This is a genomic window from Citrobacter sp. BIDMC107 (genome assembly GCF_001037575.1).
In the GTDB taxonomy this organism is placed as follows: domain Bacteria; phylum Pseudomonadota; class Gammaproteobacteria; order Enterobacterales; family Enterobacteriaceae; genus Citrobacter; species Citrobacter freundii.
The window spans coordinates 2,607,263-2,619,704 of sequence record NZ_KQ089848.1; the positions used below are offsets into that span (position 1 = coordinate 2,607,263).

Genomic DNA, 12,442 nt, shown 5'->3' on the forward strand with positions numbered 1-12,442 from the left:
TCTGCGATGACGCACTGGCAGGGCTTTCTACACCCTGAAACTGGAGAATTAACATGTTAGTTTCGATGAAAGAATTACTGCAACCTACTCGTCAGCACGGTTTTGCTATCGGCGCATTCAACGTGGCGGACAGCTGCTTTGTACGTGCAGTAGTGGAGGAAGCGGAAGCGACCAATACCCCGGCGATTATCTCTATTCACCCCAGTGAACATGATTTTGTCGGCGATGCGTTTTTTAGCTATGTCCGCGATATCACTCTGCGCAGCCCGGTTCCCTTTACTCTGCATCTGGACCATGGCGCTTCAGTTGAGCATGTGCTGCGGGCGATTCAGTGTGGGTTTACCTCGGTGATGATTGATGGCTCGCTGCTGCCGTATGAAGAGAACGTGGCGCTGACCCGCGAAGTGGTCAAGCTGGCGCATGCGGTAGGTGTTTCTGTGGAAGGGGAGTTGGGTACGATTGGTCAGACTGGGACGTCAGTGGAAGGCGGCGTGTCGAAGGTTACTTATACCGATCCTGCTCAGGCAGAGGATTTTATCGCCCGAACCGGTGCAGACACGCTGGCGGTGGCGATTGGAACCGCGCACGGGATCTACCCGAAAGGGATGCAGCCAGAGCTGCAAATGAACATCCTGCGCGACATCGCCGGGCGTGTGGATATTCCGCTGGTGCTGCACGGTGGTTCCGCGAACCCGGATGCGGAAATTGCCGAATCCGTGACGCTGGGTGTTGGCAAAATCAACATTTCCAGCGATATGAAATATGCCTACTTCCAGAAAGTCCGCGAAATCCTGGCGAAAGAAACCTGGTGGGACCCGAACGTAATCTACCCAGAAGCCATTAGCGCCGCGCGGGACGTGATCCGCCACAAAATGAAATTGTTCGGTTCAACCGGCAAAGCATCACTTTACTAACGGCATGCAGGCGGGGCGACCCGCCTCTTTCGCAACAAGGAAAAGTGGAATGAAGCGTTCACATATTAATTATGCCGTCGATAAAGCGCATGCCATCGCCGAGACTTTTCGGGTCTGTCTGCCTGATTTTGCGTATTTTACGATCGATGCCTGGCGGCAACAGGATCAATCTCTGTGGCGTGAAGTGCGCGATCTCCAGCTGGGCTGGGATATTACCGACTTTGGGCGTGGAGATTTTGCGCAAACGGGACTGACGTTACTGACGTTGCGCAATGGTCTGATGGGGTCAGCGGATTACCCCAAACCGTACGCCGAAAAGATGCTGCAAATTCAGCAGGATCAGCAAACGCCATGGCATTTTCATCGCCATAAAATGGAAGATATCGTGAATCGCGGCGGCGGTGACTTATGTATGCAGCTGGCATGGGCCACGCCTGATGACGGGTATGAAGCACGGCGTATTGTTGAAGTTAGCGTCGATGGTCAGCGGCGTACCGTTGACGCTGGCGAGACGCTGGTATTGAAACCGGGACAGGGGGTGTGCCTGCCGCCGCGCTTGTATCATCGCTTTTGGGCGGAGAAGGCGTTCGTGCTGGGCTGGGAAATCTCGATGGTCAATGACGACCAGCATGACAACCACTTTCTGGAACCTGGCGGTCGCTTCCCGGCGATTGAAGAGGATGAGCCGGTGAAGTGGCTGTTGTGCAGTGAATATATTCGTTTATGAGCGTGAGTAAGCCCGGTAAGCGAAGCGCCACCGGGCAATAAATTATTGCGCAGGTGGTGGTGCTGTGACTTCACTCCCTGAAACCACACCCGCCTGCATAGTCTGCGTGACCTGCTGTTTCTCCACGTTCACCGCATGCAGTTGCCCGCTGACCGTTGGCTTGAGCGGCGCATCGGCCTGAATATTGCCGCTGGCGGTAAGCTGAATATTACCATCGCCGGAAAGCGGCAGTGCGGGCCAGCCCCACTGCTGCAGGATCGTCATTGGCACGCCGCGTCCGTTCAGGCTGATCTGAGCCTGACGCTGAGGCAACTGCGAAATGCTGGCGGTGGCCTCCAGCAGCCCTTTTTCCGTATAGGCGCTCAGTTCGCTGATATTGATGGTGCTGTTGTTCGCCGTCAGCGCCAGCGAAGGACGACGTACATCCGTGCGGTTAAAGGTAGCAGCAGCGGCGTTGAGGGTGGCGCTCCCGCTCCAGATCCCCCACTGATTGTTCTGTACCAGCCCGAGGTTAGCGCCGTAACCGTCAAGCGCGGTGAGCTGCCACGGGAAACTCGGGTCGATATCAATTACCAGATTGCGGCTGGCGCTGAATTTCTTCAGCGTCAGGCTGTTTAGCCATGTTGGCAGAGGTTTCATCCACTGCTGCTTCCAGTTTTCCGGCAGCGTGTATTCCAGACCGACAATAGCGGCATCATCGAGGACCATCGCTTTGTTGCTGCGTAGCCAGTTTCCGGATGTTCTGACCATACCGCCTTCCCAGCGGGTGGTGAACTGGCGCAGCGCAATGCCCTGTGGTGAGAACTCGGCGTTCAGAATCGGATCGAAGAAGTGCAGAGAGCCGTAGATAAACTCGCTGGCGTTCATCGACAATTTTCCTTCCTGAGTTTGCCAGTCGTCCTTGCTGAAGGTCATGTTGCGCAAGCTCAGATCGAGATCCGTCACCGCCCAGTCAGGGCCTTGCAGACGGGCATCCGTTACTTCCAGACGACCAATTTGCAGGGAAGGAATGGTGCTTAACGGGGCAAAAAAGTCGGCCAGCGATTTGTCGCTTTGCAGCCGGATATCGTTCAGGCGCAGATTCTCCACTACCCAGCTCCCGTCGGCATTGCGTTGCGCTACGCCGGTTAATGCTCCACGCGCCACGTCTGCGCCAATATTGCTAAGCGTCACCCGGTCATGGTCAATGCTGCCTTCAATCAAGACGTTGGTGGTCGGGACATCGTTGAGCGTCAACGAACTGGCGCTGAGCTGAATTTGCGCTTTGCTGCCGAGAATTTTACCTGCTTCAGGGCTCCAGGGAATGACGCCGCCGTTAACGCGCTGGGCGCTGAGGTTCCACTCGCTACCGGGGCTGTTAAGCGCCATATCCTGCAATTGCAGACGATCGGCCTGAAACGGTAACGGCGCGGTTTGCTGGGAAAGATTCAACGTACCGTTTTGCAACAAAATGGTGTCTACATGCAGCGGGTCGGTGATTTGGCGGCTACTGAGTCCAATATCGACCGTTTTGGCGACCAGCGTGGCGGGCTGACCATCCCGGCCAAAGGTGACGTTTTCCAGCAGAATATGGGAAGGGGAAGAAAACCGGTGATCGATGGCATCAAAGGCCAGATGGTAGCTGCTGTTCTGTGAAACCCAGGCACTGACGTGCTCTGCGCCCCAGCGGGTTTGCAGTAGAAAATAAAGGCCGAGGATCGCCACTGCAAGGGCGATCAGCACGTAAAGAAGCAGCTTTCCAATAAATTTCATGGTCTTCCATCCCGCGAAGTGCACATAGTCAAGTTATGCACGATTTAGACGCAATGCTCAAGGCGGGAATGGTGAAAGAGCGTTACAGCGGCGTTGATTCAGAATCAACGCCGCTGTTTGCTTATTGCTTTTCTGGTGGGAACACCAGGTTCAGAACGATAGCGGTAATACCGCCTGCGGCAATACCGGAAGAGAGCAGGTTTTTCACCCAGTCCGGGGCGAACTGCAGGATCAACGGCTGCTGGGAGACGCCCAGGCCGACGGCCAGCGACAGCGCGATAATCAGAATCGCGCGACGGTTCAGCGGCTCGCGGGACACAATACGCACGCCGGATGCGGCGATAGTACCGAACATTACCAGCGTTGCCCCGCCCAGTACTGGCTCAGGAATATGCTGTACAAAACCGCTGACCGCCGGGAACAGGCCCAGCGCGATCAACATCAGCGCCACCACAAAACCGACGTAGCGGCTGGCAACGCCCGTTAACTGAATAACCCCGTTGTTCTGCCCAAAACAGGAGTTCGGGAAGGTGTTGAACACAGCGGAAACAAACGAGTTCAGGCCGTTCGCCAGCACGCCGCCTTTCAGGCGTTTCATATACAGCGGACCAGAAACCGGTTGCTCGGAGACATCAGAGGTGGCCGTAATATCGCCGATGGTTTCCAGCGAGGTGATCATAAAGACCAGCATCAGCGGCAGCAGTAAACTCCAGTCGATACCCAGGCCATAATACAGCGGCGTTGGCACCATTAGCAGGTCCTGACTTACCGGTGCGGTATTTTGCGGCAGCATGTCCATAAACCAGGCCAGCAGATAGCCTGCCGCCATCGCAATCACCAATGACGCAACACGCAGGTAAGGGTTGCGTTGACGGTTAAGCAGGATGATTAGCGCCAGTACCACGCCTGCCAACAGTAAATTCTTCGGTGCACCAAAGGTGTTGTCGCTCATTGCGGCATAGCCACCACCAATCGATGTCAGACCCACCTGAATCAGCGACAGGCCGATAATCATCACTACCACGCCTGAGACCAATGGGGTAATGATCCGCCGCGCCAAATGCAGTACGCGTGAGATAACCATCTCGGTGCAGCTTGCCAGCATCAACGTACCGAACAGCGCCGCCATCATGGTTGGGACATCTGCGCCACCGGTTTTTAGCGCCGTACCGCCCATAATCAATGGCGCAACAAAATTAAAGCTGGTGCCCTGAATGGATAGCAGCCCTGAGCCTACCGGCCCCCAGGCTTTGATCTGAATGATAGAAGCTACGCCGGAGGCGAACAGCGACATACTGATAATGTGTTGAGTATCCTGAGCCGGTAAACCAAGCGCCTGGCAAATTAACAGAGCGGGAGTAATTACCGCGACGAACATGGCCAGCAGATGCTGACAGGCGGCAAACAAGGTCTGGGCTAACGGGGGGCGATCTTCAAGACGGTAAATCAGTTCACTGTTGTGAGTCTGCGCAACCGGTTGCGCATTTGTTGACTCTACGGCGTTAACGGACATCAGAGGCAATCCCATGGTGGAAAAGCGGTGATTTTATCTGACCAGGGCAGAAAAGCAAACGTTTGCTAGCAGGTATTCTTAATATTTAAAACGGATAAACAAACATTTTTATATAACTTTTCATCATTTTCTGCTTAAAATCCACCCCGAAAACTCAATAAGAGCTAAAAATCGGTCTGGAATGCATCGTGCGTGATTGTGCTAAACGCACTAATGGAGCTGTAAATGTTTTATCTCGATACGTTATCAACGCTGGTTGCGGCAACCCTTGTGTTGCTGCTGGGACGTAAGCTCGTCCAGTCTGTTTCCTTCCTGAAAAAATACACCATTCCCGAACCCGTAGCGGGCGGCCTGCTGGTGGCGATTGCGCTGCTGGTGCTGAAAAAAAGCATGGGTTGGGAAGTTAACTTCGATATGACCCTGCGCGATCCGTTGATGCTGGCCTTCTTCGCCACTATCGGTCTGAACGCCAATATCGCAAGTTTGCGTGCTGGCGGCCGCGTGGTGGGTATTTTTCTGATTGTGGTTGTTGGCCTGTTGCTGATGCAAAACGCCATCGGTATTGGTATGGCGACCTTGCTGGGTCTGGACCCGCTGATGGGCCTGATTGCTGGCTCGATCACCCTCTCTGGTGGACACGGAACCGGGGCCGCATGGAGCAAGCTGTTTATTGAACGTTACGGCTTCACCAATGCGACTGAAGTGGCGATGGCTTGCGCAACGTTTGGTCTGGTATTGGGTGGGCTGATTGGCGGCCCGGTGGCACGCTATCTGGTCAAACACTCCACCACGCCAGACGGTATGCCGGACGATCAGGCTGTTCCGACCGCATTTGAAAAGCCGGACGTCGGACGCATGATCACCTCACTGGTGCTGATTGAAACCATCGCGCTGATCGCTATCTGTCTGACGGTGGGGAAAATCGTTGCGCAAATGCTGGTTGGAACGGTACTGGAACTGCCGACCTTCGTTTGCGTGCTGTTTGTTGGGGTGATCCTCAGCAATGGTCTGGCGCTACTGGGCTTCTACCGGGTGTTCGAACGTGCGGTTTCTGTGCTGGGTAACGTTAGTCTGTCACTGTTCCTGGCGATGGCGCTGATGAGCCTGAAGCTATGGGAACTGGCTTCTCTGGCCTTGCCGATGCTGGCAATCCTGGTTGTGCAGACCATTTTCATGGCGCTGTATGCGATATTCGTTACCTGGCGCATGATGGGTAAGAACTACGATGCCGCTGTGCTGGCTGCTGGACACTGCGGTTTTGGCCTCGGCGCGACGCCGACGGCGATTGCCAACATGCAGGCGATTACCGAACGCTTTGGGCCATCCCATATGGCGTTTCTGGTGGTGCCGATGGTGGGGGCATTCTTTATCGATATCGTCAACGCGCTGGTGATTAAGCTGTATCTGCTGTTACCGATTTTTGCGCAATAACGGCTGTGCGGCGGGGTAACATCCGCCGCCGCTATGAAATCGACTATGCGTTGGAGTAGCGTTCGGTTTCCGGCATCCAGCGCTCTATTAGCGCCACGGCCTGTTGCGGATAGCGTTCGTGAATATGGCGAGCAATGCGCTGAACTTCCGGGATAATCGCCTGATCACGCAGTAAATCTGCGACCTTGAATTCTGCCGTTCCGGTCTGGCGAGTACCTAACAGCTCGCCGGGGCCGCGAATCTCTAAATCTTTTTGCGCAATCACGAACCCGTCGTTGCTGTCTCGCAGAACCTGCAAGCGTTTCTGCGCGGTTTTAGACAGCGGTGATTTGTACAGCAGGACGCAGTGGGAGGCCACCGCGCCACGACCTACGCGGCCACGTAGCTGATGCAGCTGGGCCAGGCCCAGGCGCTCCGGGTTTTCAATAATCATCAGGCTGGCGTTTGGCACGTCCACGCCCACTTCAATCACTGTGGTGGCAACCAACAGATGCAGTTCACCCTGCTTAAAGGCCGCCATTACTGACTGCTTCTCGGCGGGCTTCATACGGCCGTGTACCAGGCCAATATTGAGTTCTGGCAGCGCAATCTTAAGCTCTTCCCACGTTGCTTCTGCTGCCTGAGCTTCTAACAGATCAGACTCTTCAATCAGCGTACAGACCCAGTATGCCTGGCGCGCTTCGTGGGTACAGGCGTTGCGCACGCGATCAATGATGTCGCTGCGGCGGGTATCCGGAATGGCGACCGTGGTGACCGGGGTACGTCCCGGTGGGAGTTCATCAATTACTGAGGTGTCGAGATCGGCATAGGCGGTCATCGCCAGCGTGCGCGGGATTGGCGTAGCAGTCATGATGAGCTGGTGCGGGTGGAAGCCCTGCTGCTGACCTTTTTCCCATAGCGCCAGACGCTGATGCACCCCGAAGCGGTGCTGTTCGTCGATGATAACCAGTGCCAGACCGTTGAACTGAACCTGTTCCTGGAAAATTGCATGAGTACCGACAATCATCTGCACCTGACCGCTGGCAATGGCTTCCTGTTGCGCCAGACGCGCTTTGCCTTTCTGCTTGCCCGCCAGCCAGCCCACTTCAACGCCCAGCGGCGCGAACCAGCTGCGGAAGTTATTCGCATGTTGTTCAGCCAATAATTCGGTGGGGGCCATCAGCGCAACCTGCTTACCATGTGCGATAGCGCGCAGCGCGGCTAACGCCGCAACCAGCGTTTTACCGGAGCCGACATCACCCTGTACCAGGCGCATCATTGGGACATCCAGTGCCATATCACGTTCGATCTCCGCGGTAACGCGAGCCTGTGCGCCAGTCGGTTTAAATGGTAGCGCCGCCAACAGCTTATCTTTCAGCGCATTGTTTGCGCTCAGCGGCTGGGCATGAAAACGCTGTGCCCCGGCGCGTAGTGCCAGCATGCTGAGATTATGCGCCAGCAGTTCTTCGAGAATCAGACGTCGCTGCGCCGGATGTTGTCCTGTTTCCAGATCGCTGAGTTGCAGCGACGGTGGAGGGCGGTGCAACGTGCGCAGTGCTTCGGGCAGGCTCATCATGCCCTGTAACAGCTCTGGCGGTAGCAGTTCGGCAATGGCGCAAGTATCGAGCAGATCCAGTGCCTGATCGGTCAGCTTGCGCAGCGTGGCCTGCTTCACGCCTTCGGTAGTCGGATAAACAGGGGTCAGCGTTTCCTGTAATTCCGGCGTGCTGAGATCGCCCTGCACACGGTATTCCGGGTGGATCATCTCTGCGCCGTATTTCCCGCGTTTGGCTTCACCGTAGGCCAGCACCCGGCGACCGGTGGCTAGGCTGTTTTTCATTGCTGCGCTGAAGTTGAAAAAGCGCATGGTGAGAATGCCGGAGCCATCGCTGATCTGACAGGTCATCATCCGGCGACCGCCGAAGGTGATATTGCAGTTCAGCACTTCGCCTTCAACGGTGGCATAGACGCCCGGCAGCAGTTCGCCAATTGGGTACAGATGGGTACGGTCTTCGTAACGCAGGGGGAGGTGTAGCAGGAGGTCCTGTACGGTGTGCAGGCCAATTTTCGCCAGTTTACTGCTTTGCGCTGCGCCAACGCCGGTCAGAGAGTTGAGTGGGATGGCATCCAGTAAACGGCCTTTCATCGCGTTTATCTCGCAGATTGCATAGTGGCCCACCACGTTGCATCGGCTTCAATTTCGCCCTGCGTGTTTACGTGAGGGTAGGGAAGACCTTTGCGCTTAGCGACATTCGCCAGCACCGGATAACCGCCTTCAAACAGTAAGCGCTGCTGCTCGTCTTGTGGCAGCATGCTGTTTTCTCGTCGGTACATCCCAGCGTTTTGCCGCTGGCGTTGTGCTTCGTACAGAATCAGCGCGGAGGCGACCGAAACGTTCAGCGACTGCACCATGCCAGTCATGGGAATGATGATGTCCTGATCAGCCAGATCCAACGCTTCCTGAGTGATACCGGTTTTCTCCTGGCCCATCAGGATGCAGGTGGGGCGCGTGTAATCAATATCGCGAAAATCCACGGCTTTATCTGACAGATGAGTTGCCAGAACCTGCATGCCGCGGTTTTTTAAATGTGTGACCGCATCGCCAATAGTAAGGTGAGTTTTCACCTGCACCCAACTGTTGCTGCCTGCGGCAGAAGAGGCCATGGTGCGCATACGACTACCCGGCCAGACGGCGTGGACTTCATGCACGCCGACCGCATCTGCAGTACGAATAATCGCAGAAACGTTATGAGGTTTGTGAACCTGCTCCATGCAGACGGTCAGATCGGGCTGACGACGTGCGAGCATCTCGCGGATACGTGCATAGCGCTGTTCATTCATAAGACTAGTTTCGGTTACGGGTGACTTTTATCACGTCCGGCATGACGCGAATTTTGCGCATGATATTCGCCAGGTGCACGCGATCGCGAGCGGTCAAGCGAATAAAGGCGCTATAGACGCGACCATCTTTCTCTTCCGTATTCAGGCTTTGAATATTGGAGGTGGTCGTGTTGATTGCCGCCGTCAGGTTCGCCAAAGCACCCTGGTGGTTAAACATATCCACCTTAATCTCGGTGATGAATTCCTGCTCTGTTTCTTTATCCCATTCCACTGCCATAAACTTCTCTGGCTCTTTCTGGTAGCCACGAATATTACGGCAGGACTCATGGTGAATCACCAGACCTTTACCCGGACTGACGTGGGCAATGATGGGATCGCCTGGAATTGGACGGCAGCATTTCGCGAAGGTGATTAGCACGCCGTCTGCGCCTTTGATCGGCAGATGACCATGGCCAGATTGTGCTGGTACGTTCGCTGTTGCTTCGCCCTGCTGGAGGTTTTTCGCTACCACCACGCTCATGGCATTACCCAGACCGATTTCTGCGAGCAGATCGTCAAGAGTGGCGAGCTTCATGCGCTCAAGCTCACGCTGGATGCTCTCTGGCGGGATCTCAGCCAGTTTACGGCTACCGCCCAGGGCATGGTTGAGCAGTCGACGGCCCAGACTGACGGAATCATCGCGCTTGAGGTTTTTCAGCAGTTGGCGAATCTTGGCGCGCGCTTTCGAACTGACGACGAAGTTGAGCCACGCGGCATTCGGGCGCGCACCCGGGGCGGTAATAATCTCAACTGTCTGACCGCTAAAGAGCGGTTGTGAAAGCGGGTAAGGCTGTCTGTCGACGCGCGCGCCGACGCAAGCGTGACCGATATCGGTATGCACGGCGTAGGCGAAGTCGACAGGCGTTGCACCGGCGGGCAGTTCGACAATGCGCCCTTCCGGTGTGAAAACATAAATCTCATCCGGGAAGAGATCAGATTTAACGCTTTCAATAAATTCAAACGAGCTACCGGCGCTCTGCTGCAGTTCCAGCAGGCTTTGCATCCAGCGCTGAGCGCGGATTTGCGCAGTGGTGCTGCTTTCGCCGCCGTGCTCTTTGTAAGCCCAGTGCGCTGCGACACCCATCTCTGCCATCTGGTCCATGTCTTCAGTACGAATCTGTACTTCAACCGGGACGCCATGAGGGCCGATCATTGAGGTGTGCAAAGACTGATATCCGTTCGCTTTTGGGATGGCAATATAGTCTTTCACGCGGCCAGGACGTGGTTTGTACAGGCTGTGCATCTGGCCGAGTACGCGATAGCAGGTATCGGAATCATGAACGATGACGCGAAATGCGTAGATATCCATGATGGAGTGAAAACGCTGCTCTTTGAGCACCATTTTGCAGTAAATAGAGTACAGGTGCTTCTCACGCCCGCTTACGCGACACGGAATACCTGCCTCCTGCAAACGTCCTTCGATTTCCGAGAGGATTTTTTGGATCATCTCTTTGCGGTTGCCGCGAGCGGCTTTAACCACTTCTTTAATCACGCGATAGCGGTTCGGGTACAACGCTTCAAAACCCAGCTCTTCCAGCTCGGTTTTAATGTGATGAATACCTAAACGGTGTGCCAGCGGACTATAGATTTCGAGGGTTTCACGGGCGATGCGGCGACGCTTGTCCGGGCGTAATGAGCCCAGCGTGCGCATATTGTGAGTACGGTCGGCAAGTTTGATGAGAATGACGCGGATATCCTGCACCATCGCCATAATCATCTTGCGAAAGTTTTCGGCTTGCGCCTCTTTCTTATCGCGAAACTTAAGCTTATCAAGCTTCGATACCCCTTCTACCAGCTCTGCAACGCTTTTACCAAAAAGCTGTTCCATGTCCTGATAGGTGGCTGGGGTATCTTCAATCACGTCATGCAGCAGTGCAGCCATCAGCGTTTCGTAGTCGAGTTTCATCTCGGCCAGAATACAGGCTACCGCTACCGGGTGCGTGATATAGGGTTCACCGCTTGAACGTGTCTGGCCCTCGTGAGCGTCACGTGCAACGAGATACGCCTGCCGAAGACGCTTAATCTGGTCTTCCGGCAGGTAGTTTTGAATCAGTTGATTCAGGCTTTCAAACAGATACAAGGGCGACCCGCTTTGTGATTAACGACGACCTTCAGCAATAGCGGTAACGGCTTGTAATTCAGCGGCTTCCTGCTCTTGCTGTTCCTGGCGCTCACGCACGTCGAGGATCTGGTTGTTGATCAGACCTTCTTCGATTTCGCGCAGCGCGATAACGGTAGTTTTATCGTTTTCTTCCGGTACGAGCGGATCCTTTCCGCCTACCTGCATCTGACGAGCGCGACGCGCGGCGACCAGTACCAGGTCAAAACGGTTACCAATTTTCTCTACAGCGTCCTGAACAGTTACGCGTGCCATACTTAAAATGCTCCACAGGTGAAGAAATGACTGGGCATGATACTGAATGTGGGTTCAGTCTGCCAACAGTTTGCTGATTAAAGCGTCATGACGCTGCTTTTGGCGGCTCATGCGCAGACGTTCGGCGCGAATGATGGTTTTCAAATCGCCCAGGGCGGTATCGAAATCATCGTTCACAATAAGATAATCATATTCGGCGTAATGGCTCATTTCTGCAACAGCTTGCGCCATACGTTTTGCGATCACGTCTTCGCTATCCTGACCGCGGCCACGCAGACGGCGATCCAACTCAATCTTAGATGGCGGCAAAATAAAAATACTGCGCGCATGCGGCATTTTTTCACGAATTTGCTGCGCACCTTGCCAGTCGATATCTAAAAAGACGTCTACGCCGGATGCTAATACTTGCTCAATGGTTTCACGTGAGGTGCCGTAGTAATTACCGAAAACCTCCGCGTGTTCCAGGAACGCGTCTCTGCCAATCATGGTTCTGAATTCATCATGGTTCACAAAAAAATAGTGTTCACCGTGCACTTCCCCCGGGCGCGGTGCGCGCGTGGTGTGCGAAACAGAAACCTGGGTGTCATACAACGGTTGGGTCTTTAATAAAGCCTGAATCAGGCTGGATTTACCCGCGCCACTGGGGGCAGAAACAATATAAAGCGTGCCTTGAGCCATGAGTATCTTAATGTATGTGATTGTCGAAAGAGAGCCTACATACGGGCTTATTATACACGTAGCCGCTATGTGACGTAGCCCTTGTCACACTTTTTGCGCATGTTTATTGCGTTTTGCGTATCAGTTTCCTGTTTTATCGATGATTTGCAGCAATACGCGCAAATGTCAGGAACGGTGCTCGCAGGATGCTTTTT

Annotated in this window: 10 protein-coding genes; 3 read left to right on the forward strand and 7 right to left on the reverse strand. The window is 54.6% G+C overall.

What is annotated here, in order from left to right:
* Positions 1–53 precede the first annotated feature (53 nt).
* Together SK39_RS12110 and SK39_RS12115 are read left to right on the forward strand one after the other, a co-directional pair.
* Complete coding sequence (locus SK39_RS12110) at positions 54–914, forward strand: ketose-bisphosphate aldolase (protein ID WP_003024018.1); 861 nt, start codon at positions 54–56, stop codon at positions 912–914.
* Positions 915–963: 49 nt separating this feature from the next.
* Positions 964–1,641: a D-lyxose/D-mannose family sugar isomerase gene (locus tag SK39_RS12115; protein WP_048217048.1), complete on the forward strand. Its 678-nt coding sequence runs from the start codon at positions 964–966 to the stop codon at positions 1,639–1,641.
* A 42-nt stretch (positions 1,642–1,683) separates the two neighbouring features.
* Here SK39_RS12115 and SK39_RS12120 read toward each other — a convergent pair whose 3' ends face one another.
* A complete protein-coding gene (locus SK39_RS12120) occupies positions 1,684–3,393 on the reverse strand; it encodes an AsmA family protein (RefSeq protein ID WP_048217049.1) in 1,710 nt (569 codons plus the stop codon).
* 121 nt (positions 3,394–3,514) lie between these two features.
* Positions 3,515–4,906 (reverse strand): xanthine/proton symporter XanP, encoded by a 1,392-nt coding sequence (gene xanP, locus SK39_RS12125; RefSeq protein WP_003024026.1) that lies wholly within the window; start codon positions 4,904–4,906, stop codon positions 3,515–3,517.
* Positions 4,907–5,131: 225 nt separating this feature from the next.
* On the opposite strand from xanP, the gene gltS reads away from it, so the two are divergent.
* Positions 5,132–6,337: a sodium/glutamate symporter gene (gene gltS, locus SK39_RS12130; protein ID WP_003024029.1), complete on the forward strand. Its 1,206-nt coding sequence runs from the start codon at positions 5,132–5,134 to the stop codon at positions 6,335–6,337.
* 43 nt (positions 6,338–6,380) lie between these two features.
* Here gltS and recG read toward each other — a convergent pair whose 3' ends face one another.
* Genes recG through gmk form a run of 5 tightly spaced genes read right to left on the reverse strand, consistent with a single transcriptional unit; the run spans position 6,381 to position 12,248 of the window.
* The gene (gene recG / locus SK39_RS12135; RefSeq protein WP_003837591.1) at positions 6,381–8,462 is read right to left on the reverse strand and encodes an ATP-dependent DNA helicase RecG; all 2,082 of its coding nucleotides are present in this window, start codon (positions 8,460–8,462) and stop codon (positions 6,381–6,383) included.
* Positions 8,463–8,467: 5 nt separating this feature from the next.
* On the reverse strand, positions 8,468–9,157 hold the full coding sequence (gene trmH, locus SK39_RS12140) for a tRNA (guanosine(18)-2'-O)-methyltransferase TrmH (RefSeq protein WP_032950540.1): 690 nt from the start codon (positions 9,155–9,157) through the stop codon (positions 8,468–8,470).
* Positions 9,158–9,161: 4 nt separating this feature from the next.
* The gene (gene spoT, locus SK39_RS12145; RefSeq protein WP_003024038.1) at positions 9,162–11,276 is read right to left on the reverse strand and encodes a bifunctional GTP diphosphokinase/guanosine-3',5'-bis pyrophosphate 3'-pyrophosphohydrolase; all 2,115 of its coding nucleotides are present in this window, start codon (positions 11,274–11,276) and stop codon (positions 9,162–9,164) included.
* 18 nt (positions 11,277–11,294) lie between these two features.
* Positions 11,295–11,570, reverse strand: a complete 276-nt coding sequence (rpoZ, locus tag SK39_RS12150) for a DNA-directed RNA polymerase subunit omega (RefSeq protein WP_000135058.1) — start codon at positions 11,568–11,570, stop codon at positions 11,295–11,297.
* A gap of 54 nt (positions 11,571–11,624) precedes the next feature.
* A complete protein-coding gene (gene gmk / locus SK39_RS12155; RefSeq protein WP_003024042.1) occupies positions 11,625–12,248 on the reverse strand; it encodes a guanylate kinase in 624 nt (207 codons plus the stop codon).
* Positions 12,249–12,442 lie beyond the last annotated feature (194 nt).